Annotated in this window: 20 protein-coding genes; 8 read left to right on the forward strand and 12 right to left on the reverse strand. The window is 46.4% G+C overall.

The window, feature by feature from the left end:
• Nucleotides 1-268 precede the first annotated feature (268 nt).
• Nucleotides 269-1,876 (reverse strand): glycerol-3-phosphate dehydrogenase/oxidase, encoded by a 1,608-nt coding sequence (locus MY523_RS16525; RefSeq protein WP_250655782.1) that lies wholly within the window; start codon nucleotides 1,874-1,876, stop codon nucleotides 269-271.
• 441 nt (nucleotides 1,877-2,317) lie between these two features.
• Between MY523_RS16525 and MY523_RS16530 the strand changes: the two genes are divergently transcribed.
• From MY523_RS16530 to MY523_RS16540, 3 genes are all read left to right on the forward strand, one after another.
• Nucleotides 2,318-3,748 carry an efflux transporter outer membrane subunit gene (locus MY523_RS16530; RefSeq protein ID WP_250655783.1) on the forward strand — a complete coding sequence of 477 codons (1,431 nt, stop codon included), beginning with the start codon at nucleotides 2,318-2,320 and terminating at the stop codon, nucleotides 3,746-3,748.
• A 158-nt stretch (nucleotides 3,749-3,906) separates the two neighbouring features.
• The gene (locus tag MY523_RS16535) at nucleotides 3,907-5,085 is read left to right on the forward strand and encodes an efflux RND transporter periplasmic adaptor subunit (RefSeq protein WP_250655784.1); all 1,179 of its coding nucleotides are present in this window, start codon (nucleotides 3,907-3,909) and stop codon (nucleotides 5,083-5,085) included.
• The gene (locus MY523_RS16540) at nucleotides 5,085-8,228 is read left to right on the forward strand and encodes an efflux RND transporter permease subunit (RefSeq protein ID WP_250655785.1); all 3,144 of its coding nucleotides are present in this window, start codon (nucleotides 5,085-5,087) and stop codon (nucleotides 8,226-8,228) included. Before MY523_RS16535 ends, MY523_RS16540 begins: the two co-directional genes overlap by 1 nt.
• A 2-nt stretch (nucleotides 8,229-8,230) precedes the next feature.
• Here the strand turns inward: MY523_RS16540 and MY523_RS16545 are convergent, their stop codons facing one another.
• On the reverse strand, nucleotides 8,231-8,842 hold the full coding sequence (locus MY523_RS16545; protein WP_250655786.1) for a DNA-3-methyladenine glycosylase family protein: 612 nt from the start codon (nucleotides 8,840-8,842) through the stop codon (nucleotides 8,231-8,233).
• Between the two features lie 198 nt (nucleotides 8,843-9,040).
• On the opposite strand from MY523_RS16545, the gene ada reads away from it, so the two are divergent.
• Both ada and MY523_RS16555 read left to right on the forward strand, forming a co-directional pair.
• A complete protein-coding gene (gene ada, locus MY523_RS16550; RefSeq protein ID WP_250655787.1) occupies nucleotides 9,041-10,120 on the forward strand; it encodes a bifunctional DNA-binding transcriptional regulator/O6-methylguanine-DNA methyltransferase Ada in 1,080 nt (359 codons plus the stop codon).
• A gap of 270 nt (nucleotides 10,121-10,390) precedes the next feature.
• Nucleotides 10,391-10,648 (forward strand): hypothetical protein, encoded by a 258-nt coding sequence (locus MY523_RS16555; RefSeq protein ID WP_250655766.1) that lies wholly within the window; start codon nucleotides 10,391-10,393, stop codon nucleotides 10,646-10,648.
• Between the two features lie 161 nt (nucleotides 10,649-10,809).
• Here MY523_RS16555 and MY523_RS16560 read toward each other — a convergent pair whose 3' ends face one another.
• The gene (locus tag MY523_RS16560) at nucleotides 10,810-11,439 is read right to left on the reverse strand and encodes an NYN domain-containing protein (protein ID WP_250655788.1); all 630 of its coding nucleotides are present in this window, start codon (nucleotides 11,437-11,439) and stop codon (nucleotides 10,810-10,812) included.
• Nucleotides 11,440-11,964: 525 nt separating this feature from the next.
• On the opposite strand from MY523_RS16560, the gene MY523_RS16565 reads away from it, so the two are divergent.
• The 3 genes from MY523_RS16565 (at nucleotide 11,965) to MY523_RS16575 (ending at nucleotide 14,122) form a co-directional block, all read left to right on the forward strand.
• Nucleotides 11,965-12,216 carry a hypothetical protein gene (locus MY523_RS16565; RefSeq protein WP_250655789.1) on the forward strand — a complete coding sequence of 84 codons (252 nt, stop codon included), beginning with the start codon at nucleotides 11,965-11,967 and terminating at the stop codon, nucleotides 12,214-12,216.
• Between the two features lie 549 nt (nucleotides 12,217-12,765).
• Complete coding sequence (locus MY523_RS16570; protein ID WP_250655790.1) at nucleotides 12,766-13,575, forward strand: helix-turn-helix domain-containing protein; 810 nt, start codon at nucleotides 12,766-12,768, stop codon at nucleotides 13,573-13,575.
• Nucleotides 13,576-13,867: 292 nt separating this feature from the next.
• Nucleotides 13,868-14,122, forward strand: a complete 255-nt coding sequence (locus MY523_RS16575; RefSeq protein WP_250655791.1) for a hypothetical protein — start codon at nucleotides 13,868-13,870, stop codon at nucleotides 14,120-14,122.
• Between the two features lie 220 nt (nucleotides 14,123-14,342).
• Here the strand turns inward: MY523_RS16575 and MY523_RS16580 are convergent, their stop codons facing one another.
• From MY523_RS16580 to MY523_RS16620, 9 genes are all read right to left on the reverse strand, one after another.
• Nucleotides 14,343-15,950 (reverse strand): LA2681 family HEPN domain-containing protein, encoded by a 1,608-nt coding sequence (locus MY523_RS16580; RefSeq protein ID WP_250655792.1) that lies wholly within the window; start codon nucleotides 15,948-15,950, stop codon nucleotides 14,343-14,345.
• Between the two features lie 384 nt (nucleotides 15,951-16,334).
• On the reverse strand, nucleotides 16,335-17,438 hold the full coding sequence (locus MY523_RS16585) for a fatty acid desaturase family protein (RefSeq protein ID WP_250655793.1): 1,104 nt from the start codon (nucleotides 17,436-17,438) through the stop codon (nucleotides 16,335-16,337).
• Between the two features lie 21 nt (nucleotides 17,439-17,459).
• Complete coding sequence (locus MY523_RS16590) at nucleotides 17,460-18,581, reverse strand: ferredoxin reductase (RefSeq protein WP_250655794.1); 1,122 nt, start codon at nucleotides 18,579-18,581, stop codon at nucleotides 17,460-17,462.
• Between the two features lie 296 nt (nucleotides 18,582-18,877).
• On the reverse strand, nucleotides 18,878-20,989 hold the full coding sequence (locus tag MY523_RS16595) for a DUF8754 domain-containing protein (RefSeq protein ID WP_250655795.1): 2,112 nt from the start codon (nucleotides 20,987-20,989) through the stop codon (nucleotides 18,878-18,880).
• 253 nt (nucleotides 20,990-21,242) lie between these two features.
• Complete coding sequence (locus MY523_RS16600; RefSeq protein WP_250655796.1) at nucleotides 21,243-21,794, reverse strand: TlpA disulfide reductase family protein; 552 nt, start codon at nucleotides 21,792-21,794, stop codon at nucleotides 21,243-21,245.
• Nucleotides 21,794-22,318 (reverse strand): peroxiredoxin family protein, encoded by a 525-nt coding sequence (locus MY523_RS16605; RefSeq protein ID WP_250655797.1) that lies wholly within the window; start codon nucleotides 22,316-22,318, stop codon nucleotides 21,794-21,796. The genes MY523_RS16600 and MY523_RS16605 overlap by 1 nt, the downstream gene beginning before the upstream one ends.
• The gene (locus tag MY523_RS16610; RefSeq protein WP_250655798.1) at nucleotides 22,305-23,285 is read right to left on the reverse strand and encodes a hypothetical protein; all 981 of its coding nucleotides are present in this window, start codon (nucleotides 23,283-23,285) and stop codon (nucleotides 22,305-22,307) included. The genes MY523_RS16605 and MY523_RS16610 overlap by 14 nt, the downstream gene beginning before the upstream one ends.
• 12 nt (nucleotides 23,286-23,297) lie before the next feature.
• Complete coding sequence (locus MY523_RS16615) at nucleotides 23,298-24,953, reverse strand: hypothetical protein (RefSeq protein ID WP_250655799.1); 1,656 nt, start codon at nucleotides 24,951-24,953, stop codon at nucleotides 23,298-23,300.
• Nucleotides 24,954-25,313: 360 nt separating this feature from the next.
• Nucleotides 25,314-25,820: a hypothetical protein gene (locus MY523_RS16620; protein ID WP_250655800.1), complete on the reverse strand. Its 507-nt coding sequence runs from the start codon at nucleotides 25,818-25,820 to the stop codon at nucleotides 25,314-25,316.
• Nucleotides 25,821-25,905: the final 85 nt, after the last annotated feature.

Below are 25,905 nucleotides of genomic sequence, written 5' to 3' on the forward strand. Positions count from 1 at the left end.
GTCCTTGAGTCAGTTTATTTCTATGGTTTATTTCTACGGCATATTGCTAGGGTTTCTTTCCAGAGTTTTTTCCTAGCAGAGGGTCTTTCAACCCAGCAGAGAGGCTCATCCTGAACCTGCGTCTGAATTATAAGCTAAAAGGGCTGGAGAATACACACATCTTGAGACCTTTACTCAACGACTGCGCAGTTTAAAGTCGTTCCTATTAAGCCCCATTAAACCCGATTAACCCCCATTGCTCTTCAAAACCGATTTAACCAGATACACTTCAGGCATTATCAAAATACTCGTTCCACTTGGCATCCGCTTCGTCGCCAAACAGTATTCTGCACGCCTCTTTCAACCCCGGTGCCGCTTTAATATCTTCACGTTTGACCACTAACGATATTTTGGAGCGGCGGCGCAGGAAGTCTTCCAGTTTAGTGACCATCTCCCGGCGGGCCGCCTGGGTGATTTCACAGCGCAGATATTCCGCATTCTCGATCAATAGTTCCGCCTCTTCAGGGTTGGCACGTATCGATTCCAGCAGATCAAACGCATGAGCACCGTAACGACGCCATAGCCGTTGGGTTAGTAGCTCAGACGAGGATGGGTCGGTCATTTCATCTAACCCCATCAGCCGCGCCTGATGCATAAACTCTTTTTTAACCTGAGGGCCAGGCTCGCCATACCAGACTGCATCGGGGTATGGGTAGTGAATGCCCAGTTTTTCGACAATACTACTGATTTCATCCCCCACATTCAGGCAGTCGGTCAACTTGCCGCCGTATATGCTGATATGCTGATCCTTGAAGTTAACATCGACCGCGTGTTTTCTTGAAAGCTGCAGCCAATCGGTTTCATCACCTCCTTCCCCCTCCACCACTAGCGGCCTGGCACCACAGCGTTCTGCGACAACATCTTGTTCAGTCAGTGGTTTATCAAGTTTGAGGCGTGCATTAATATTCTCAAGCACAAATTTTCGATCTTCTGCCGTGACCGTTGTAACAGGGTCATCGACCTTGGTATCGGTCGTACCAATGCAGGTTTTAGGCCCCATGGGTATAACAAAAAACAGCCGCCCATCATCGGCAAAAAACGTCAGTACACGCTGGTTCGGCGTAAGGCGGTCAACAATAAGGTGGATTCCCTTTGAGAAAATATGACGATGACCGGTTTTCTGGCCTGAGGTTTCATTATGTTCATCAACAAACGGGCCGCAGGCATTAATAAGCACCTTGGAGCGAATATTGAACTGCTCGCCAGTTATGTCATCTTCAACACGCGTCACCCAGCCATCGTCACTGCGCGTTGCACCTAACGAATTAACATAGTTGGCGGCAATACAGCCATAGTTCATCGCTGAGCGGATGAAGTTGAAAACAAAGCGTGCATCGTTGTCATAGAGATACGCGTCAGAGTACTCAAAACCGCCGCTGCACCCTTCGGTATTGACGATCGCTTCCTCTTCATTGATTTTTTTTGCAGACAGGTATCGAGGCAGGCGAGTAAAGCCGTTACCCATAAACCAATACAGCAAGGTGCCCATAAACAGGAATAAAGGAGGATACCTAAACCCTTTTTTAATGGTGGTAAAAAACCTGACTTCTTTAACCGTTGACGGGTAACTGCGCATCAATTTATTGCGAGACATACAGAGTTTTCTGACCAAGCCAAACTCATAGGTCTCCATATATTTAATCCCGCCCCAGGCCAGATTAGACGATTGCTGACTGGTAAAACCGGCGAAGTCGCGTTTATCAATCAAGGCAACTTTAGCCCCCCTCGCCGCCAACGATGCAGCCGAAACTGCACCATTAATGCCGCCGCCAATCACTAATACGTCATACTCTTCGCTGGCCAGTTTTTTTATATTATTTGTTCTTAATTTCATCAATTATTCTTTTGAAGGTCTGTTTACATTCAGGGAAAATCTGGTTTGGGTTCATCACGTTCTGTTTAGGTTCAATAGTACCAGTCTAGCAGACAGTTTTTTTTATTAAGAAATTAATTGCTCACATGCGCCTTAGCTACGGAACGGGGTGAGAGAGTTCAGTGAGTATTAGCAGAACTTGGACTATTCTTTCTGTATGTCATTGAAAGCCTACTGGCAGGCTGATTTTAAAAACCGGAGCGTAAATAATGTGTAAAAATAACTGCTAATCAAAGTTAGCCGTAATATAGTAGCCCCGGTCAGCGGTGAACTTTTCTGCCGTTGGCAGTCACGCTGCTAACAGTGCGCACAAGCTCAGGTTTTCCAGTCACCCGCAGCTTATCTATTTTATGTGCCTGACCTTGTAGTTGCTTATATGTGTGTTTGCATAACGTTTTTAAAATTATGAAGTATTCGCCTTCACTTTTTATCAGTATTCTTTTTGGCCTTTTGTTGGCAGGCTGTAGTGCTGTACCCAAGGAAGAGTACCCTGCCGTTTCAATTCCTGACCAGTGGCAACAGCCGAACAATGCCGGGCAAGCAAAACCTGCAGCATGGATCAATGATTTCAACGACCCTCAACTTGAACAACTGATACAGCAAGCCCTGGCCAATAATCATGACTTAAAAGCCTCTGCAGCCCGTGTTGAAGCCGCTTTGGCACAAGCCCGAATTGTTGGCGCTGACCTCAACCCCAGCATCGACGGAAACCTTGGCGCACAACGACAGCGAACCAATCCAGAGCAGAATGGAACGGTCAATCCGAGCTATAACAGCAGCCTAAGCCTGACAGCCGATATCAGTTGGGAAGCAGATCTTTGGGGCCGCCTCTCAAATCGGGCCAAAGCCGCTACTCTCGACTTTGAAGTGAGTGAGGCGGAATGGCGGGCAACACAGCTTTCACTATCTGCCAGCGTTGCCCGAAGCTGGTTTAATCTGACTGAGGCCCAGCTTCAACTCAATCTTGTTGAACAACGATTACGAAATTTAAGCGACAACCTGATCACCATCGAGGAAGATTTCAAACTAGGCTTAAGAGATGCGCTGGATGTTTATCTGGCACGAGCCGATGTTGCGGGCGAGCGAGCCCGTATAGCCAAGCGTCAGGCGGCGGTGCTGGACGCCAAACGCACCCTTGAAATACTGCTGGGAGAGTACCCGGAAGGGCTCATTAACAGCAGCCAAAAATTGACACCATTGAGCACGCCTATCCCCAGCGGCTTACCATCAGCGTTGTTACAACGGCGACCCGATTTGATGGCCAGCCAGAAGCAGCTAGAGTCCGCCAACCTCCTGGCTGCAGCGGCACACGCAGACCGTTTCCCGCGACTCACCTTAACCGGGAGCCTTGGCACCCGCTCAGATGAACTTAACAATTTAGTCAGCAGCGACTACTTGATCTGGTCTATCTTCAGCGGCCTGAGTGCGCCACTATTTGACAGTGGCCGCCTTAAAGCAGAGGAAGAGCGCGCGGTGGCCAATATCAAACTGGCCGAGGCCAACTATAACCAGGCGCTGTTATCTGCATTTCAAGAAGTAGAGGCCGGTCTCATCAATGAGACACTGCTGAAAGCACAGGAAAATGCTTTAAAGAAAGCGGTTGAAGAGTCAATCGCAGCTGAAAACCTGGCCTTTGATCAATATCAGAGTGGACTGCTTGAGTTCATCACGGTACTGGAGTCTCAACGGCGGTCATTCGATGCCCAAAGCGCTGAAATTGAAGTACGAAACCAAAGGTTGCAAAACCGTATTAATCTCTACCTCGCACTGGGCGGGGCATTTGTCGAAGAGGTGCCGGTCAAGCTCAGTAAGACACAATCAGAGCCCCCAAATTAAACCAGATTTAAGGCCGTTATTGTTAGGGCCACAATGTTTAAAAAGGCCTGAATTTAAAAGGGCCTGGGGTTAAAACAAGCAAGTGTTAAAACAGCCAACGATTAAAACGACTAGAATTCAAACATGACTACTCACCAGACCGAAGGATTGCTGAGTTAATGAACCAACGAGTAAAACAAAGCCTTAAGATACTGCTGCCACTCATTGTGTTAGCGGTCTGTACTGCTGCTGCGTTTAAAATAACCCAAAACCCCTCTCAAGCCCGCAAAGCCCGGCCACCTGAACAGGCACTGCTCAATGTAGAGGCGATACAGCTGGCGCGCAGCCAGTACACCATCCAGCTTAAGGCATACGGTGAGGTTCGTCCACGTACTGAAGGCAGTCTCGTCTCTCAGGTATCGGGCACACTCACTCAGGTCTCTCCCCGGTTTCAAAATGGTGGTTTTTTTGAAGCAGGCGAAACGCTCGTCCATATCGATGATCGGGACTATAAGGCCGCAGTCATCATGGCCGAGTCCGACCTCGTTCAGGCCCAGTTTGAACTCGAAGAAGAACGGGCGCGTGGCACACAGGCAGAGGCAAACTGGAAACGCATCGGCAGAGGTAAAGCGGCCTCAGAGCTGGTGCTCAGAAAACCTCAGCTGGCGGCGGCAAAGGCACGGGTCGCCTCCGCCCGCGCATCACTTGATAAGGCCAAACTTGACCTGCAACGCACTAAGATATCAGCCCCTTATGCAGGCCGAATCGTCGACAAAAAGGTTGATGTCGGGCAGTTCGTATCAACTAACACCGAATTAGCCGATATCTACGCCGTTGATTATGTAGAAGTCCGCCTGCCATTGAGTCCGCGACAGGTAGAGCACTTGACCATACCTGAGCAATATAGAGGCGAAGAGGCAGCAACCCGCAAAGGGCCTGACGTTGAGATAATTGCCCGTCAGGGCCGTAAACAGTTCTCCTGGAAAGGTTTTATCAGTAGAGCTGAAAGCGCCCTTGATAGCAATAACCGCCAACTCTATGTCATTGCCCAGATCAATGACCCCTACCGCCAGCGGGAAGACGGGGCTCCCCCACTGAAAATTGGTCAGTTTATAGAAGCGTCGATTAAAGCTCGTACACTGGATGACGTATTTACTATTCCTCGCGATGCGCTCTATCAGGGTAAAACGGTGGTGCTGGTCGAAAACGGGCAACTTGTCCGCAGGGACGTCGAGATCATCTGGAGTGATGAAACAAATGCCGTCGTTAACAGCCAGCTGAACGAAGGTGAGTGGCTAGTCACGACGCCATTAGGCAACCCTGTTTCTGGCACCCGCGTAAAGATCAGGAGTCAATAATGCACGGCCTTATTGCCTGGTTTGCCCGAAATGCAGTCGCCGCTAACCTGTTAATGCTGACAATTCTTGGCTTAGGCGGTTTCTCCTTGGCCAAACTGATTCCTCTCGAAGTATTCCCCAACATAGAGCGAGACGCGATCAACATCGCCGTTGGCTATTCAGCCGCATCCCCTGAAGAGATCGAAGAAGGGGTTTCTATTCTGATCGAAGAGGCGATTTTTGATCTTGAAGGCATTGAAAAAATAACCTCCCAATCATTTGAAGGTGCCGGCGTTGTCACAGCTGAACTGGAAGATGGTTACGACAAGCGGGACTTACTCAACGATATAAAAAGTCGGGTTGACGCCATTAATGACTTCCCGGCTGACGCAGATCGCCCCTCGATTGCCATTGCAGAATACCGGCGAGAAGTGATCAGTGTCGTGGTCTCGGGAGAGCAGTCCGAAAAAGAGTTAAGAATTGTTGCCGAACAGGTACGGGATGAACTAAACAACCTGCCAGAAGTCACCCAGGTATTTCTCGAATCAACTCGCGCCTACGAGATCGCAATTGAAATACCGGAGCGAACACTGCGTGAGTACAACCTTTCAATGGCAGATATTGCCGATGCGGTACAAAAAGGTTCGTTTGACCTCTCGGCTGGCAGCGTGCGTACGGCAGGTGGAGAAATATTCATCAGAACCAAAGGCCAGGCCTACCAGCAGGAAGACTTTGAAAAGATCACCGTCCTGACTCGCGAAGACGGTACGCGGCTAACACTCAAAGACCTGGCAGTGATCAATGATGGCTTTGAAGAAAACCCGGTCAAGATTCGCTTTAACAACCGTCAAGGGGTACTTATTGAGGTTTACCGAGTCGGCAACCAAAGTGCCATCACCATTGCCAATGCAGTCAAAGCCTATGTTGAAGAGGTCAACCAGCGGATGCCGGAAGGTATTTCGGTTGGCTATTGGCGAGATAGCTCACGTATTGTCAAAGGCCGACTGAATACCTTGATCAACAGCGCCCTTCAGGGAGGCGTACTGGTGCTGGTTCTGCTGGCGTTGTTTCTACGCCCAGCCGTCGCATTCTGGGTCTGCCTCGGTATCCCCATCAGTTTTATGGGGGGCTTCTTAACAATGCCGTTTTTCGATGTGAGCCTAAATATATTTAGCCTGTTCGCCTTTATTATGGTGTTGGGGATTGTGGTAGATGATGCGATCGTCACCGGCGAAAATATCTACGCTCACTTTCAGCACCATGATAACCCGATGGATGCGGTTATTCGTGGCACACAGGAAGTTTCAGTGCCCGTCACATTTGGCGTACTCACCACGATTGCGGCATTTATTCCGCTGGCGCTGATTGAGGGTCGGCGCAGTATATTGTTCGGCCAGATACCGTTGATAGTGGTGCCGGTACTGCTGTTTTCACTGGTCGAATCAAAGTGGATATTACCGGCCCACTTAAGACACCTTAAGATGCTTCCGTCATCTCCCTCAGAGCAGGGATGGTTGACCCGCATCCAACAACGTATTGCTAACGGTCTTGAAAGCGCCATTCTCAAATACTATCGACCCACACTGAAAAAAGCCCTCTCTCACCGCTACCTGACTTTATCGCTCTTTATCGGCGCAGGCATTATTATCATCGCGCTCATCACCAGTGGCTGGACGCGTTTTATCTTTTTCCCCAGGGTTGAAAGCGAAACCGCGCGGGCAATATTAACCATGCCAGCTGGCACTGCATTTGAAACCACCGATCAGTACATTGAGCAGATAACCGTCGCCGCCCAGGCACTTCAAGAGAAGTACAAAGATGAGAACGGAAAGTCTGTGATCAAGAATATTCTCTCGTCCACCGGACACGCGGGGGGTACAGGAAGTGGCAACACCCATAACGGCCGCGTGCTCTTCGAGGTCGAATCACCGGAAACCCGCACGGTCGATATTGGCAGCACTGAGCTGGTTAGAGAGTGGCGCAAAATGATTGGAGACATCCCTGGTGCAGAATCGCTCACCTACCGGGCAGAAATCGGTCGCTCCGGTGATCCGATTGATATTCAGCTAAGTGGTCAGAGTTTTAAGCATCTGAGGGCCGTTGCAGATCAATTAAAACAGCACTTGAGTCAATACGCCTACGTATTTGATATCGGTGACAGCTTATCGGGTGGCAAGCAGGAGCGACAGATCAAGCTGAAACCGACCGCTGACCTACTGGGGCTCTCGCTTGCAGACATAACCCAGCAAGTGCGCAGGGCATTCTGGGGCTTTGAGGTGCAGCGAATTCAGCGCGGCCGGGATGATGTTAAAGTAATGGTTCGTTACCCCGCCAGCGAACGCAGATCCATCAATAGCCTCGACACCATGCTGATTCGTACTGCAACAGGTTATGAGGTGCCATTTAATCAGGTAGCGGAACTGCTACCTGGCACCAGCCCCGCATCAATTACTCGAATCAACCGGGCGCGCACCCTCAACGTCACCGCCGACATCAATAAACAACTGGCCGATATTGAAGCGATTAAGCGTGATATTAACCAGTTTATGGCAGAAGTTCTGCCGCGCTATCAGGGCATCAGTTACACCCTTGAAGGTGAGGCCCGTGAGCAACAGGAGTCGTTTCACAGCTTATGGCTCGGGATGTTAGGACTGCTATTTGTGATCTACGCACTGCTGGCCATTCCGTTTGGCTCATACCTGCAACCACTCATTGTGATGTCGGTTATTCCATTTGGCGCAATGGGCGCCATCATCGGACACTGGATAATGGGGATGGATTTAACCCTGTTAAGCCTAATGGGGATGCTGGCATTATCCGGCGTGGTGGTTAACGACAGCCTGGTCTTGGTCGACTACATCAATCGTCACAGTCAAAACGCCGGAAAACAACGCCAGAAAGAGATGTTACATGCCATTAGCAACGCTGGCGCAGCACGGTTTCGCCCGGTGTTACTGACATCACTGACAACGTTCGCGGGCCTTATGCCGTTAATATTTGAAAAGAGTACGCAGGCACAGTTCCTGATCCCGATGGCGGTATCCCTCGGCTTTGGCATCATATTCGCCACGGCTATTACGCTTATTCTGGTGCCGGTTAATTATATGATTCTGGAGGATTTAAAAGCGCTCTATCGCAAGCCGGAAGCGCAAACAAGCCCCTGATATCAGGCCGGTGCGCCCCGGTAGTAGTGCCAGAGGAACAGCGACCCAACACTACGCCACGGGGCCCAGTGCTCAATCAACGCTCGTGCTTGTTTCGGCGTTGGTTTATCGGTGAGTTGTTTAAGCCGCCCGAGTGCAACCTGTAGCGCCAGGTCATCGGCAGGGAAAATATCTCGGCGATTAAGTGAAAACATCAGATATATTTCTGCACTCCATCGGCCAAAACCCCGTAAAGCGGTTATTTCGGTTATTGCTTCTTCGTCCGTCATCTGTTCTAACCCATCCACATCAAAGTGTCCCTGATAAACTGCTTCGGCCAGGCCTTTGGCGTATTCAATTTTTCGAAAGGAGAGCCCCGCCTGACGTAAATCCTGATCGGCCACCGTTAATAGCGCGTCCGCTGACATATCAGGCAATATGCTTTTTACCCGGCCTAAAATTGTTTGGGCCGCTTCGGTGGATATTTGTTGGCTGACAATGGTCGAGAGAAAGGTCTCAAACCCTTTGGGTCGAATGCGAGGCGCAGGAGCACCCAACCGTTCATATGCTTCGGCAACATCACGGTCTATCTTTGCCAACGCATTCATACCCTCATTAATCAGTTCTGCATCCATCGTAATCGCCTTCAGGTTAATCAAATATTAGAGGCCGTTTCACGACACGATCAGCAACGCAAAGGCCTCCTTTAGTATGTAAGCAAATCGCCACAATTAATACCTTCATTCAAATTGCCCGCAAGAAACGGATAGAAATGTCATAGCGGGTGTGGTCATATATCATCAAACAGCAACATCCGGGGGCGAAAGATAAACATGTCATCAACAAACGAAATGCCATCAGAGCAAGCCATGCGAAAGGCGATTTCGTCACGGGATAAAACCAGTGACGGGCGCTTTTTCTACGGCGTCATCACCACCGGCGTATTCTGCCAGCCCTCCTGTACCTCTCGCCCTGCGCTACCGGAAAACCTGCGCTTTTTTCCAACGGTAGAATCTGCCATGGCTGCCGGGTTTAGGCCCTGCAAGCGCTGTCAGTCAACAAATGGCCAGCAGCGTATCGAACCGCTTATAGAGCTCGCGCGATATATTGAGTCTCACGCTGATGAGTCGCTGACGCTAAACACGCTGGCCAACCAAACATCCCTGTCACCCTCTCAATTGCAACGCCAGTTCAAAGCCGCATTCGGTATTTCTCCAAAGGCCTACCAGGATGCGGTTCGAATGAGGACGTTCAAACAGTCATTGAAAAAGGGAGAACGTGTCACCGACGCCGTCTTCGCCTCGGGTTATGGCTCGGTGAGCCGGGTCTATGGTGAGACAACCCGCAATATAGGGATGACGCCCAAATCATATCGTGCAGGAGGCGCAGGCGAAGTCATCAGCTACGCCTGCCGCGACACCGCATTAGGGCTGATGGCAATGGCCGCCACCTCAAAAGGCGTTTGTTTTGTCCAGTTTGGCGAGCATCGGGAAGCACTGCTGGAACAGCTAAAAGAGGAGTTCCCAAACGCTGGAATAGTACCTTCACCTGCTCAGTCAGCGCCTGAACTCGATCACTGGATTACGGCACTGGATCAACATATCAGCGCAGGTGCCCCGCAACCAGAACTACCGCTTGACCTAAGAGGCACCGCCTTTCAGATGAAAGTCTGGCAGTTCCTGCTTAGCATTCCAGAAGGCGAAGTACTTAGCTATAGCGAGTTGGCGGTAAAAATCGGCCAACCAAAGGCGTTCCGCGCCGCAGCATCGGCTTGTGCAGCAAACCGTGTTGGCGTACTAGTCCCCTGTCATCGGGTATTAAGAGGTGACGGGGGCCTTGGTGGATATCGCTGGGGGCTGGGACGCAAACGCGCACTACTGGATGCAGAACGGGCAAGACACCACACTGATTAACTCAACTGTTGCCTTATATAAAACATAGCGATTCAGTTCGTTGCTTATTAGCCAACATTAATTAAATCAGCCGACACCAGCCAATGAGCGAAAATATCTAAACACAGAAAATATACCCTTTAACATCATAGAGTTAAAAATATTTTCATCGTTCAACGTCAATTCTGGCACAGCCTCTGCAATACCTTAAGTACGAACCAACAAAGCAACACAGAGGTTCTACTACTTAAACTCAAAACACTTAAAAAGATCTATTCAGAGGATACGACTATGACAACTTTAGCCCTTAACACGACAAACCTAAACATTGCAGACCTGGCGACAAGCAACGAGCTGGACAGCAAAGCGCTTAAGACTATTGCCGGTGGTTACAGCTACTGGACTGGCTGGTCAACCCAGTACAAATTCCGCGGCACCACCTTTTTAGGCTATGTGTATAAGAACGGTAAGCTTCGTTCCAAGATCCGTAAGCACCACAGCCGTAAGTGGAGCAAGACTAACTACTTCTCGACGGATCATATCGTGTAAGTTAAGGGTTACGAACCATATCAAACAAAAAGAGCGGCCAATCGGTCGCTCTTTTGGGTTGCAGTTTTGGTTCAGTGCGGCACTTTGCTATTCATAAACTAAATGAAATAATAAAAAGGAATTAAGCCTACTGCCATCAGATAGCAGTACACAAACGTCAATTATTCCTCAGTTTCTTCTAAATCAATGTCAAGTGACAAGTCTGCGTGCTCTATCAAATCAGAGTGAACAGAATGGTTAAATGTCACCAACGCCAACTGTAACCCCTCTTTTCTTGCAAACTTCATAGGCGGGACAAAATCACTATCTCCAGTCACTAAAACAATTATATCAACCTGTTTCTTGAGGGTAAGAGATGCGATATCTAAGCCGATACGCATATCGACACCTTTTTGCTGAAGGGAGGGACGTAAGTTGTCGGCTGTAATCTCACAAGACTGAACGCCACTTATTAAAGAGTCTCGATTTAACTCCCACCCCCTGAAACGAACCTCCCCCATACGCAAAGCAAAATGATTCGCCTTTGATAACTCTGTTAGTAGTTTTTTATTATGAATAGTAAGCGGGTCTTGAGAGAAGTTATGTTTTCCACCATTTAAAGGCATATTGTGGGATTTAGAGTAAGGAGGAGCATCGTAGTAATAGACCCGATGTAAGTATTTATCAACTAGAAATGGGTGCGCTTTAATTTTATCAACCAGGCTAATAAAGTCGTTAGCAGAAGCTGGATTATCTCTGTTGCCAAGCTTCGTCTTAGCAAAACCAGCATCAATAAGGATGGCAAAACGCATAATCAGAATAAACTTAATTAGGTTGCCAGAGCCACACGCGGAAGACGAACTTCACTTGAAAGGTACGTGTGGATGGCATTTTTTCGGTGAGTCGATATCGACAATAAGTCAAGTATATTACCTCTTTCCGCGTTATTCAATTAAGCAGCCAAATCATCAACTTTTCCTCAAAGCTAGAAAAAAGGGGGAAATAGAGTTCAGCCCAGCTCTTAAATTTGATCACTGTCTAAGCATAGCCGAAACAGAGTAAGCCCTTCAGACTGTTTCCAATATTAAAACATAGCGATTCAATTCGTTGTTTTTTAGCCAACATTAATTGAATCAACCGCCCCCCATCAATGATCAAAAATATCTAAATACAGAAAATATACGCTTTACTATCAAGGTGTTAAAAATAATTTCATTCCTCAACGTCAGTTATGGCACAGCCTCTGCAATACCCTAAGTACGAACCAACCAAGCAACACAGAGGTTCTACTACTGAAACTCAAAACACGTAGAAAGATTTATTCAGAGGATACGACTATGACAACTTTAGCCCTTAACTCATTAAACATTGCAGACCTAGCAACAAGCAGCGAACTGGATAGCAAAGCCCTTAAAGCCATTGCAGGTGGTTACAGCTACTGGACTGGCTGGTCAACCCAGTACAAATTCCGCGGTACGACCTTTTTAGGGTATGTGTATAAGAACGGAAAGCTTCGCTCCAAGATCCGTAAGCACCACAGCCGTAAGTGGAGCAAGACTAACTACTTCTCGACGGATCATATTGTATAAGTTGAGGGTTACTCACCTCATCAAACAAAAAGAGCGGCTGATTAGTCGCTCTTTTTTCGTTGTTCCGTTTCTTAATCAAGACCAGGCACGTTATGCCATAATTGCAATCATTAGCAAGACACCCATCGTATAGAACACCAATTATTTACTCCACAAAATACTTCTTAAGTACGTACTATCCCGCTACGAGCCCCTATATTACTCATCTGCTATTAAAATTCGTTTTATCGGGCGCGGGGCACCCTCTTACTTCTTTGCCGCCACGCACTTTGCCAGGGCCTTTGTACGAGGGTGCCCTGCGCCCGAACTCTATGTTCACAGAAAACTAGAAGGTACAAGCAAGACAGCCATCGTATCGGGCCATTTATTTACTTCAAACTATTTCTTAAATAAGTGCCATTCTACTCTGACCTATTTTTTCTGTTTTGTCTTATGCCAGTGTGGTTATTTTTGTGTAAGGTAACAATTACCTCTGAGGTAATGTTTTTGCTGTGATAATTGAGGCAACCTAACGATAAGGCCAATATATTCTTTTTAGGGAGTCATTAAGTGACCGCATTTGGAGAAGTATTAAAAGACCTGCGAAAGAGTCGGCGTCTTAGCCAGCTGGATTTAGCCATGGAGTCTGACGTGTCGACCCGACATATTAGTTTTCTGGAAACCGGTCGTTCTAAGCCAAGTCGGGAGATGATTCTTCATTTAGCCCGAATGATGGATATTCCCTATAAAGAGACCAATATGTTGCTCGCCTCCGCAGGCTTCAGCTACCAGTATCAGGAATCACCTCTGAACGCGACAACGCTCTCGCCTATTCGCGCTGCACTTAATTTTATGCTGGATACCCATGCCCCTTACCCCGCCATCGTAATGGATGAGAACTGGAATATTCTCATGGCTAACCAGCCTCAGCAGACATTAACTGCAAAACTGGTAGAGCTAGGCGCTAAGTTTCCTCCAACATTCAATATGATGGAGCTATTTTTTGATGACAACGGCTATCGCCCCTTTGTCGACAACTGGGAAGAGGTCGCTATTTTTCTTCTGCAACGCATACACAAAGAACATTTACTCCGCCCGAATCGAGACGCCCCAAATGAATTGCTCGACAAACTGCTAAGCTACAACGCCATACCGAGTGACTGGCAAAAAAGAGAGGTCGGCGATATCGCCACCCCGCTGGTTCAGTTAAAGCTTACCGTAGGGAGCCATAAACTCAGTTTATTCTCGACCATTGCGACCTTTGGCACGCCACTGGATGTTACGTTGCAGAACATACGCATAGAGCATTACTTCCCCGGAGACGATGCAACTAAGCTTTTTTTCAAACAATTATCATCTCACGACACGGCAACGGAATAAGGCAGAGAGGAAAACCGAGTGGGCTAAAAATAGTTATTAAATATAAAACACACCCAAAATATTCGTCGTTATAAAAGCAACATAAATCAACTGATAATACATAGAGAAATGATCATCAATTTCCAGACACTAAAAATATCTCATTTATTATCAACGCGTTAAAAATATTTTCATCATTCAACGTAAACTCTGGCACAGCCTCTGCAATACCTTAAGTACGAACCAACCAAGCAACACAGAGGTTCTACTACTTAAACTCAAAACACGTAAAAAGATTTATTCAGAGGATACGATGATGACAACTTTAGCCCTTAACTCATTGAACATTGCAGACCTAACCGCTAACTGTGAGCTAGACAGCAAAGCCCTTAAAACTATTGCAGGTGGTTACAGCTACTGGACAGGCTGGTCAACCCAGTACAAATTCCGCGGCACAACCTTTTTAGGGTATGTTTATAAGAATGGTAAGCTTCGCTCGAAAGTACGTAAGCACCACAGCCGTAAGTGGAGCAAGACTAACTACTTCTCTACTGACCATATTGTGTAAGTTAAGGGTCTCCCACTTCATCAAACCAAAAGAGCGGCCAGTCGGTCGCTTTTTTTGTTGTTTCATTGATTGCTCAAGGTCTGGTACGTTATGCCAAAGTGCCGAAGTTTATTTGAAAACTAAAGATGAGTGGTAATGATTCTCAGTTGTCACCGACCCGAAGGGTGCTTACTTAAGCTTGTCATCCTCATAACGCATGCGTCAGTTCCACAGCATGCGCTTATAAATCTTGGTCTTCAAATATATAATCTTGCCGAAAGATGCAGTTGGGAAGATAAAGAGCCCCATCTTGCTTTTCTTTTAACGCTTTATCACGCACTGTGAATACAAACGAAAATATTGCAGATCGAGTTAATTGCAATATACGTCTGAGATACTCTATAAAATCATCTTCTTGAATAAATACTATGCTATCCATGAATTCGTAAGATTCATAGATATCACTTGGATTATCGCTTTTATGAACAACCACAAACTCATGTTCTAAATCATTTCTCAGCTGTTTCAAAAATGACCACTCACCTTCTTTTCTTTCATTCAAATCCGTAGCAATACTATACAAAGCTAGTAGCCCAGGGCTTTTGTTGTGATTAAAAAGCTCCCTTCTACTGCCACGGTCAAGCTGCCAAAAACTTTGAAAATAGACTTTCCCATTAGGTGGATAAAGGTTAAATAGTTCGCAAATAGCTATACCTATTTTGTCCAATATACCAAAGCATAATCGAAAAGCTGTTCTAAGTTTCTCAACATCTATGCCTAGAAGCTCATCATTAAAAAGCTCTGAAAAACATGAACCATGGAGCAATTCATAATCTTTCTCTGTTGAAAGATATTCAAAATACAAATGTCGCGCGAATGAAAACTCTGATTTTAATCGGTTGAGAACCATTTCCATAGGAATGACAGAATCACCAACGACCCCTGCGGCGGTAGGTATAGTTAAGTTATCTCTGGAACTTCCCACACACGGGCAATACAAACCATGCTCGGATAAACTCAAGTTATTATCTAAACAAAACTTTCTGTAATTATTAAGCTCATCATATTCACTTTTAGTTTTTTCTGAATCATGCAAATCAGGCTCAATACCGGCTTCTTTGCAAGCCTCGTTAATCTTATCTTGATGAAATGCAACCTGATTCCTATAGTGATCTAGCCATATGGGAGGGATATCCTTCGATAAAAGCACATTTTCATACCCATTTTTAATCTGCTCCAGCATTTGTATTGAAAAAGTGTTCGAAACTTGATTTAGCATAATAAGAGTTGCAGACCTGTTGATCCACGATTGCGGGATATCACGATTTAATGAATTAACTAGATCGTAGCATTCCATAGCCTCCGCTATGCGAAATTGCTGCTTCAAGGAATTTCCTAAATTGACAATATAGATTGGCTCAATTTTTCCAGAGTTAGTATCACTAAATGATTTAATCGCCTTCCAAAGGTCTGTTTTTATCTCTACAAGTTGTTCGATTGTAGAAAAGGTGTGTTTAAATGGGTTCTTCTCACTGATTAAATTTGATTTCGCATTACTCAAATTATAGAAGTAAGCATCTTCTCCAATCTTTTCGATTACCTCATCCTTGTATTCATTGAGAATATCTAAACCTTTTTTAGCTGAGTCAGCACATGGCTTCATGTGTCCAACATCAATGAATATGCTAGCAATATTAGATATTATAGTGAAAAACTGAGTATTTCTTTCAGCGCTTTCATTCACCTGTTGATACAAAATATCAACACCATTCATAGCTTCATCAAACTGCCCAAGACCTACTGCCTCTGACAATCTATCTAACTCTATGGCTATGCTCTCTATCTCCATGAGATCTCCGGTTGAGATTTATAACAACTAATTCATGAGAATATCCACGAAATACTAGACATCACATGCCCGCATCCAATATCAGGTGCTAATATCTACAACTACCCATTCAACAATAACTAAATCAGTTATAACAAACCCCTCTCCCCTAACACAATCACAATTAACGATATGCCTCACCCACGCAGCACCCATTTACCTGGCACCAAATAAATGCCTCACCACTACAGCAACTACGTTAACATTTAAAAACTAACCATGTCTTATGTGCAGTGCTAGCTGAAGCAATAGAGAGAGGGGTTGTGAAAAGAAGGGAAGGTACTCACAGACCTTAAAAGCAAAAAAGCCCATTACGGGCTTTTTGTCGATATCTACAACGGCACTCTACGCTTCAATCGGAACCTGCTTTGGCGGCAGGCTGTATTTCAATACCCGTTTAACGACGGTTAAATACTGCTGGCCAAATGAGCCGGTGTTGTAGGGGATATTGTATTTACGGCACACGGCTTCGACTTCTTTCGCCATGGCCGGGTAGCGGTGGGCAGGCACATCAGGGAACAGGTGATGTTCTACCTGACAGCTTAAATGCCCACTTAAAATATGTAACCATCGGCTGCCTTCGAAGTTCGATGAGCCGAGGATTTGTCGATAGTACCATTCGCCCTGCGTTTCATTTTCACACTCTTCCATTTTGAACGTGTGAATATCTTCAGTGAAGTGACCGCAAAAGATCACCGTGCTGGTCCATAAATTTCGCAGTATATTGGCTAAAAAGTTACCGGCCAAAACAGGCAAAAACATGGGGAAGCAGAGCAGCGGGAAAAACACATAATCTTTAAAGAACTGTCGCCCTGCTTTGCTGAAAAAGGCATTTCGTAGCTCTTTGCGGGTAATCGGCAAGTTGCTGGTTTTGCGTCGCTTACCCATAAAAATTCGCTCACCGGCTACTTCGTGATACGCCACGCCCAGCTCAAACAGTATGCTCAAGTTTAGATAGGTAAGAATCTGCCAGCGATTTTTCGGTCTCCACCGGGTATCGTCACTTAAGCGTAATAGCCCGTACCCGAAGTCACGGTCTTTGCCGATAATATTGGTGTAGGTGTGGTGTTCATGGTTGTGGTAACGCCGCCAGGAGTCGGAGTCAGCGGCATGATCCCATTCAAAACGCTTGCCATTAATGTTGGGGTCGTTCATCCAGTCGTATTGACCATGCATGACGTTATGGCCGATTTCCATATTGTCGAGAATCTTTGCCAGCGTCAGCAGCAACACCCCTACAACCCACCAGATGGGGCTTAAAAAACCCAGTACTAAAGCGACACGCCCGCCAATCTCACTGATTCTTTGGACTCTTATCACGTTACGAATATAGTTGGCATCTTCCTGGCCGACTTTTTCCATCGTGGTAGATCGTATCTGATCCAAGTCCTGAGCAAACGCATCAAGCGTTGCACTATCGGGCCTGGCATTATTGGTTGCAGTACTCATACTAAATCCTTAAGTTTTCGACTAAAGCTCTAACACAACATCTGCGACAGGTACGCTGACACATAACTGAATATCTTCCTGGCCGGTATCGCTATAGGTTTTGGTTTTGCTGTTATACACAACGCCGCTTTTTTTCTGGCAGATACACTGGTGGCAGACGCCAATACGACACCCGGTCACCGGTTTGATTTGTGCCTCTTCTGCTAATGCCAGTAAGGTTTTTACCTGATCTTTATCGGTTGTGACTTGTTTACCCGATTGTTGGAACAATACGTTGGATGCCTCGCGGTCTTCATCCAATGACACCGGCTCAGGGCCAAAGAACTCATAGTGAATTTGCTCTTGCTTGACGCCTTGGCCTTGCAGCACCTTTCGCGCGTGTACAATCATCGGGCTGGGACCGCAGATATAAACGTCACGCGAACGAAAATCTTCACAATAGCTCAGTAAATGAGCCTCGCTAAAGAACCCTACATCACGGGTGTCAATAAAGTGCACCACTAAGCCGGGAAGTTGCTGTTGAAAGGTTTTTAACTCGTTTCGGAATAAAAAATGCTCGCTGCTTCGGGCGTAATACAGCAAGCTAATGGGCTGAGAAACGACTTCTCGACGACGTGCCAGTTGTTGCAACATCGACCGAAATGGCGTGATACCGCTTCCACCCGCAATCATTAATGTTGGGGTTAGCGCTCGTTCCAGGCAGAACTCACCGGCAGCCTGAGAGATATTCACCACCCCTCCCGCCTTGAGCGCCTGAGGTAACCATGGGGTAATTTGGCCGTTTTCCTGAATCCGTATACTCAGTTCAATTAAGCCGCTTTGTTCAAAATAAGCAGGGCTGCTGGAAATACTAAAAAAGCGGCTCACCCACGCGCCTTCTTTTTCGACTGTCAGCTCTATGTATTGCCCAGCCTCAAACCCTTGCCAGCGCTTATTAGGCTTGATCACCAGTGAATACATATCTGCCGACTCTCGGCGTACATCAATTACATTACTTCTAAATCGGTCGGCACGCCACTGCGTGTAAAACATTTGAACGAGCGGTTCAAAGTATGCAGAAAAACTACTGTTATTGGTTACATTACGGGCCAACCAGCGCCATGCAGTGTGTATAAAGTCAGCTCTGTTTATCGATATACTCATGCTCTTAACCTCAATATTTGAGCGAACAAGTGTACCTCTAAATAATTTTAATGCAACTCATAGGGAAATTATTAGCAAGACAGTCATCGTATAGAACACCATTCATTTACTTCGATGAATTACTATTTAAGTAAGTACTCTCCCGCTTCGAGCTCTATATTGCCCGTCTGCTGATAACATTTTATCGGGCGCGGGGCGCCCTCTTACAGCTCAATACAGGCAATAAAAAAGGTGGCCATTTCGGGCCACCTTTATTGGTTAATAGGCGCAACCTCAGCTGCGCCGAGTTAGTCCGCTCAAACAGCGGCTTTATTCTTTGTCGAACGAGGCTTTTTCAACTTGACGACTTTGGTATCTTCTTGCTTTTTAATCTCAGCCCGCTTCTTCTCAGCAAGCTCTTTAACTCGCTGAATATCTTCGTCTGAGTAAACACCATTCACACCAGAAATCGCGGCGAGCTTCATGCCGTGTTTAAGGCCCAGTTTATAGATCTCTTTGACCTTCTCCCATTCGATATTGCGGCCAACGGTAAAGTTCTCAAACTGCCCTTCCAGTGCCAGCACAATGGTTTCAGCCAAACAGGCATAAGCGACATTCTGGGGAAGACCGATATTCTTCATCTTCACCTCCCCAGGCAACTCAATTTCACCCGACTCGATGACCAGTACATCAGGGCGCTTGGCCACATCACTGGCAGGAATATCCAATGGTCTTGCGACATCAGTAATCACACAACCTGGCTTAACCTTCATAATATCGAGTATTTTCTTACCCGCACCGGAGGTTGCCGTTACGATCATATCCATATCTGCCAGCCCTTTATCTGAATCAGCAGAGGTGGCTAGATGAATTTTGGCGTCTGGTGTCTCTTTTAGAATAGTCTCTTTAAGCGCTAAAAGTTTGGCTGTTTCGGGAGCAACCATGTGTATTTCAACAACGGCTTTGGCGAGCAAACGAGCACAGACAGAGCCAATGGCACCGGTCGCGCCGACCACCATCGCCTTACCTTGAACCTTGCCTTTTTTATCAACCTTAACAAGACCTAAGCGCTTGGTGGCTTCGTTAGCGGCCCATAACGCCCCAGATGCACTGTAGCTATTACCCGTAGTGATTGGCAGAGGAGCCCTTTTTGCTACGGTAACACCGGCATCCCCAACGACTTTGGTAAATGCGCCAAGCCCCATAATTTGCGCCCCCAGCCGTTTGGCCATGCGTGCTGCGGCCAATAGTCGACGGTAAGTAAATTCAGGGCTGTGCGCCATAATCTCTTTTGGGGTTCCACCAACCGTAATCAACCAGCCTTCAGCCTCATCACCAGTGGGCGACTTAATACCCGATACGTGTGAGTAAACAAACGGAGGCGCGTAGGCCATCGCCTTTTCGACCGTATTCATCACTACCGGAGGCGAGAACTTGGCAACCAGGTCAAGCGGCTTGGCATTGCGGAAGTACTGCTGCGATAGCGGGTGAATAACAAATGCAAAACGGTTAAGCCGCTTGTAACCGGCCGGATAAAGTATGCGAGGTTCTGCCTCTAGCGACGACAATATTTCAAGATAGTCGTCCAGGGTTAGCTCGCCAGGCTTTTTGTCCAGTGCGGCTAAAATCATCGCCTCGATAACATTGATACCAACCGTCACATCAAATAGCTGCGGACACATATCCACCACCATGTTGACGCCTTTCAGTTTAAGTCGATCAAGGCGTTCATCTGAGATGGTTGACGTCAAAAGCGTTTTCCCGCCCAGCTCTTCCAGCGAGAAGTCCTCTATCTCTTCATAGGCCGCCGCAATCACATCCGCCTTTTGAGCCGCCTTTTTAATGATAAAGCGGTTCCACTCTTTCAGTGCGATAACTTTAGGCGAAAGAACATGAGGAGAAGACCATTTGTTAAGCGGGTGCGTACCCGCTGCAAACAGCTCCAGGCCTGAGAGTGAGGTAATGAATTTAGGGATGCCGAGCTGTAGAACCGAGTCGGCGAACTGGAGGTTATCGGTGTACTCGTTAAGTACCACCGCAGCCTTGTAGTTGGTGACACCGTTCAAGAACAGAACTCTTGAGTTGTTAAAAAAGTTACCTTGCTCAATTTGCGTGTGGCGAATGGCCCACTCGTGCAAAATACCTCTTAATGTCGCCCCCGTAGTGACAGGAACCTGACTAACGCACTTCTCCAGCCTGCGAGTGCTTTTCTGGATAAAGTTACGAGTGCCAACGCTGTAGTGCTCTCGAACCCGCCCGAGGCCGATTACATCCGCTTTTGATTGCCACTCTCTGAGCAGCTTCTCGGCTCTCTTGACATCATTGTTGGTGCCAATTCTGACGACTCTGAATCGCTGCCCCAAGAACTCTGTTTGAAAATCATAATCAAGCGCATCTTTTCCCAGGCTGATGCTTACTACCGTCTTCATACTCCCTCCGGATTTTACCCTGCAGAACTCAATAGAATTGTATTTATTTTTACTAAAGAATCTTAATCTACTTATAAATAGATATTAATCTACGATAAAGCCATGAACCAGTCTTAATTGGCTTAGCGTAGGTCAATTATTGGGAAAATAGGTTGGGAAAATAGCCGTTCTGTGATGTGAATATGATCTATGCGGCAAGCTAATATGAACTGAGGGCGTTAGGATGATTTAGATGAATAAGAAGCGAGGGGAGTTACTCCCCTGCTAATACTGCTTTTACCAACTGATCAGCCTCTTCACTGGCCCAGTCTCTATCGCCTACAACTCTAGCCAGCAACTCGCCTTGTTTGCCGATAATATAAGTAACCGGGAGCACGGATACTTGATAGTTATCGCCAGCGGATTGCCCTTCTAAAGCAATAGGGAACGTCAGATTCATTTTATTAACTAAACTCTGTATCGCTTTTTCTTTGCCTTCATCAAGAGATATTGCGACCACTTCTACATCATTAGCCTGATGTTTCTGCGAGAACTTTTCTAACGATGGCATCTCTATTCGGCAGGGAATACAGTAGGTTGCCCAGAAGTTCAGCACGACCACCTTACCCTTGTAATCAGACAGATTAATCGCTTGCTGATCAAGCGTGGTTAATGAAAAGTCAGGTGCCTGTACGACCTGCTCCGGCTTTTTCGCCTTCATTGCGTCATAAGCCGGACTTGCCAAAGCCGACACAGAGAACAACCCAAGCAGGCCAATAACTAACAACCGGGTGACTGATTGAAGTGTTGATTGTGTGTGTACCATTATAGCGCCTCCAATACTTCAGCCAGTCTAGCGCCGTTCTTATAGTCTTCATTCATCAGTATTTTATTCTGATCATCAATCACCACTGTCGTGCCCATCGTGGCATTGAACTGTTCAATCAATGACTGATCAGTATCTGCCAACACGGTTAGCGATGCGTATCCATTGGAAACCTGAGAGTTTCGTGACTGAGCAACCGTACCGGAAACATAATCAACGATGAGAAACCGTACATTACGATAGTTGTCGATAATATTATTGCGCAGATGGCTCATATGGCTGTCGCAGATAGGGCACCACATCGTGTAATAAAGCACCACCGCATCATTGCTCATTAGCTCTGTGCTGAGCTGAACCGTTTCGCTCTCAGTGGTCAACTCCATAAAGTCCAGAGCTGGGGCTGAGTTTTCGCCGCCTGTCGAGGTGTCAGTTCTAAGGTCTTTGCTGTCAGACTTCAGATCATCAAGACATCCGGTTAGCACAGTCAGGGTCAGTGCAATGCACAATAATTTAATAAAACGCATAACTTACCCCTAAGGTTAAAATATCAGTCGTTGGGAAATTCTCACCCCTTCCATCACTTCTCAGAGCGTGGCTGAACGTGCCTTTTACTACCCAGCGCAAGTCAGATGAGGCATAAGCTGTGGTGAACGCAACGGACTGTTTCTCAAACTCGGTTAGCGGGTCAGAGACACCATCGATTTCACCTTCACCTTCACGCAAGTCAGCAAATGCGGCTGTAAAGGTTAGTGTATCCAGCTCTTCAAGGAAATAGGTATAGCCCACCGATGCCGAAACAAAGGTGCGATCACCCAAATTCTTTTTGTAGGGCTCGACAGGAGAGCCATATTCCTGATTCACATCACGCTCCAGGTACTTTCCATAAGACCCTTGTAGCGTGGCCGTAAACGGATAAACCGTTTTTTCGATCAGCAGGTTGGCATCAAAACGATACAGACCTCTGCCGGTAATATCAAAACTACTGGTAGCATCATCACCATAAGCAGACTTGCCCGTTGGTACGGTGAGAGTTCCCCCTACGTAAATCGCAGGTCTCAAATCAGCAATGCTATTCACCTGATAAACACAGGTCACTTGGTCAAAGGTCTCGTACCAGAAGCTGGCACTCATATCGCCCAGACCATTCTCTTTTGAGGTAATGCCCGGATAGGTATTGTCATTCCAGACATAAGGCAGTGTGATGCTGGCTTGCCAGTTATCTGCGATACGGTGGGCATAACCCAAGTTCAAACGGTATTGATTCAGGTCTGAACCATCGGGGTCTTTTTTATAGTCGCCATCCTGATTCCAGTACCCCTTGTAGTCTTCCATATCAAATGAAACATCAATCATCTGATTGCCAAACTTCGGGAGCACCAGCGAGGTTGCGTTACCGCCACCACAACAAGAAGCGGCATATACCGTTGAGGAGGATAACAACAACGCGCTGATAGACAGCGCGTTGTTGACCCATGTACGTCTATTACTCATGGGGAGGCCTGCTTACATTGACATGTTCATGGAGCCTGCACCAGGCGTTACCGTAAACTCGGCTGCAACATTATCTACTTCAGCAGTTTTACCGTCTGTCGTTTTTTCATTTCCGTCAACAGAAAGCTTGACGTATAACTTGCCCTCTTCACCATCAACTAACCCTGCTAAAGGTTTAGCCATCCACAAGCCATCATCATTTGTGGTTGCCTTAACCCATGCCGTATTATCAGTACTGACTTCTACTATAATATTGTTCGGCGTCATGGCATAAGCTGTACCCGTATTCAGCTCTACACCATCAACTAATGCTGGAAAGCTCATCATACTCTCCTGTGCAGATATGAAGAATTCAGCGCTACGCATATCCCCCATTCCGGCTAAGCCATTGTTGAAGATATTATAGTTACGAGACATAGCCATATCTCCCATAGCAATCTGGTCGTTTGAGTCACCTTTCAATGTCCCTCTGGCAGTATCCCCCATCGCCATCATCACTTTAGGGAAGAAGTGAACGCTTTCTTTATCATCACCCATACCCACTGAGAACTTAAGCTCCCAGTTGCCCATTACATCGCCGTTCCCCATAGCTGAAGCCATTAAGTAATATGCTGTGCAAGTTGCTACACCCTGATCATTTGTATCCGTGCATCCAGTATTAGGGGTGCTGTGTTTATGCCCTGCCGCCATATACATCATTGGCGTCATTGATACCGGCTTATTGGCAAAAACGGAACTATCGGCATTGTTAGTAACTTTTAGCGTGTACACTGCCTGGCCGACCTGAGTCATCTTAGGAGGCGTTAACTCAAAGGTATAGTTCTCACTGACCGCTTTAGTATTGAATTTGATCAACCCAACCTGACCTGTATTGAGGCCAGATTTGTTCATGTCTGCATTGTTAGCAAAGTCATACAAAGCGGTAGCAAACTTGTTTGCAATATCAGCCTTCAATGCCATGGCTCCCGCTGTGCCATCAACATTCACTGCTTGGCCATCTTTCTTGCCGTCGGCAGTACCATCCGCCAAATCTTCTGCCAGAGCAGCCAGAAGTGCTGAGTGGTCGCCTTTGTCCAGGCCTAGATTTTTCAACAACTGGCTAAACGCAGCCGCTCTAACTCCGGCTAACTTCTTCGCATCTTCTGCATCGCTAGCCTTCGTTGCATCAACAGGAGCAACCGAAGTATCAGGCAGGTAGCCAAACGCGTCATTAAAGGCTTTTTCTGCTGCGTCTTTTGACAACCCATGCTCAGCCATCAGCTTACTAATAATGGTTGAAGAAGGCGTTGCATGAATAGATGAACCCGCCTTTAGTGTACCCGCACCCGCCATAACCGAAAGCTCTCCAGATGCAGCTTGTTCTCCGGTTGCTTCGTCGGTGTAGGTTCCGCCTGTTGCCTTAAATACAAGGTCACTCTTCAAATGTTCATTCGGAATAGCTAACTTAAAACCACCGTTCGCAGTTGTGGTAACCGGGCCTGCTATCTCGTTAACACCGGCCATTGCCATAACCTTGGCACCCGATACATAAGAAGCAAATGCACTGCCCTCTATATCTGTGGTAGTTGAAGCGGCAGACCCTGAACTAGAACTACTGCCACAACCGACTAAAAACGATGATACGGCCGCTGCCGCAACCACTTGAGATAGCACTTTACGCTTAAACATAATTAAACCTTCACTGAATTAATAATTTTGCAGACTGTATATTTTATGTACGAGGTTTCGTTTGATAAGAGTCAATTAATATAGCTAAAAACACATATTAATCAGATAGATAGCAGTGTTTTGGTATTTTTAACCGGGTAGATTAACAGCTCTAAAAGCGCTCAAACAGTGACAAAGTGTCGCACTTGTAGAAAGAGATGAAATAAAATGACAGGGGTCAAATTTGAGAAGCGAGCAATTCAGCTCACTAGCATGGCACTAAGGAATACTGTTACAACGGGATATCGCCCTCTGACCATTAACGGTAGAAACATCTTTTAAAACGGCCCTCAGCTATAAACCTTGGGCCAATATTGTTTGCTATATATCTTTAAGCATATTTTGGTAGGTTTTTTTATCGATAAAATCTGATTCTATTCCTACCAATTTACCATTTTTTCCACTAACGAAGACAAAGGATTTGTTTTTACCTGACGAATAGTTCACTACATAACCATTGATTGTCCATACAGCGGCCTCTTTATTTTCGATAAAGACTTTACGCATTAAATCGAGATTCTCATTATTACAGCGGGTATCAGGGTTATTGGAGAAAAGGTCGTTGTAGAAAACATTTATTGAACAACCGTACTCAATCGATGCATCGTTAGTCATATCTGAAAAAGCAATGTAATTCTTTCCCAGTTTATCGCCATACCTAAAGACGAGTATATCCTCTTGCTCACCCATGTCACCGAGAGCACCAATCAGCGTAAATTGGCCTGGCAATCTCAGTTTCAATTCAGAATACACCAACTCCATATTAGACTGAGAAAAGACACATAACGGTAGGCTAAGTAAAATGCTGGCAAGCATCATTCTTAACATATTAAATCCCCCTCAATGCCATTGTTTAATCCTCCTTGATTTCTTATGGAATTAGCTGATGATACTTAGTTAGCGCAATATCTTA

The sequence above is a fragment of the Alkalimarinus coralli genome (assembly GCF_023650515.1).
Taxonomy (GTDB): Bacteria; Pseudomonadota; Gammaproteobacteria; order Pseudomonadales; family Oleiphilaceae; genus Alkalimarinus; species Alkalimarinus coralli.

Excerpts from the sequence above, each read along its gene's own strand:
- MY523_RS16530 (WP_250655783.1), top strand. The coding sequence starts at position 2,318 with ATGAAGTATTCGCCTTCACTTTTTATCAGTATTCTTTTTGGCCTTTTG.
- MY523_RS16540 (WP_250655785.1), top strand. The coding sequence starts at position 5,085 with ATGCACGGCCTTATTGCCTGGTTTGCCCGAAATGCAGTCGCCGCTAAC.
- MY523_RS16600 (WP_250655796.1), bottom strand. The coding sequence starts at position 21,794 with ATGGTACACACACAATCAACACTTCAATCAGTCACCCGGTTGTTAGTT.
- MY523_RS16595 (WP_250655795.1), bottom strand. The coding sequence starts at position 20,989 with ATGAAGACGGTAGTAAGCATCAGCCTGGGAAAAGATGCGCTTGATTAT.
- MY523_RS16555 (WP_250655766.1), top strand. The coding sequence starts at position 10,391 with ATGACAACTTTAGCCCTTAACACGACAAACCTAAACATTGCAGACCTG.
- MY523_RS16580 (WP_250655792.1), bottom strand. The coding sequence starts at position 15,950 with ATGGAGATAGAGAGCATAGCCATAGAGTTAGATAGATTGTCAGAGGCA.
- MY523_RS16605 (WP_250655797.1), bottom strand. The coding sequence starts at position 22,318 with ATGCGTTTTATTAAATTATTGTGCATTGCACTGACCCTGACTGTGCTA.
- MY523_RS16545 (WP_250655786.1), bottom strand. The coding sequence starts at position 8,842 with ATGGATGCAGAACTGATTAATGAGGGTATGAATGCGTTGGCAAAGATA.
- MY523_RS16575 (WP_250655791.1), top strand. The coding sequence starts at position 13,868 with ATGATGACAACTTTAGCCCTTAACTCATTGAACATTGCAGACCTAACC.
- MY523_RS16585 (WP_250655793.1), bottom strand. The coding sequence starts at position 17,438 with ATGAGTACTGCAACCAATAATGCCAGGCCCGATAGTGCAACGCTTGAT.
- MY523_RS16590 (WP_250655794.1), bottom strand. The coding sequence starts at position 18,581 with ATGAGTATATCGATAAACAGAGCTGACTTTATACACACTGCATGGCGC.
- MY523_RS16565 (WP_250655789.1), top strand. The coding sequence starts at position 11,965 with ATGACAACTTTAGCCCTTAACTCATTAAACATTGCAGACCTAGCAACA.
- MY523_RS16615 (WP_250655799.1), bottom strand. The coding sequence starts at position 24,953 with ATGTTTAAGCGTAAAGTGCTATCTCAAGTGGTTGCGGCAGCGGCCGTA.
- MY523_RS16560 (WP_250655788.1), bottom strand. The coding sequence starts at position 11,439 with ATGCGTTTTGCCATCCTTATTGATGCTGGTTTTGCTAAGACGAAGCTT.
- ada (WP_250655787.1), top strand. The coding sequence starts at position 9,041 with ATGTCATCAACAAACGAAATGCCATCAGAGCAAGCCATGCGAAAGGCG.
- MY523_RS16610 (WP_250655798.1), bottom strand. The coding sequence starts at position 23,285 with ATGAGTAATAGACGTACATGGGTCAACAACGCGCTGTCTATCAGCGCG.
- MY523_RS16620 (WP_250655800.1), bottom strand. The coding sequence starts at position 25,820 with ATGTTAAGAATGATGCTTGCCAGCATTTTACTTAGCCTACCGTTATGT.
- MY523_RS16535 (WP_250655784.1), top strand. The coding sequence starts at position 3,907 with ATGAACCAACGAGTAAAACAAAGCCTTAAGATACTGCTGCCACTCATT.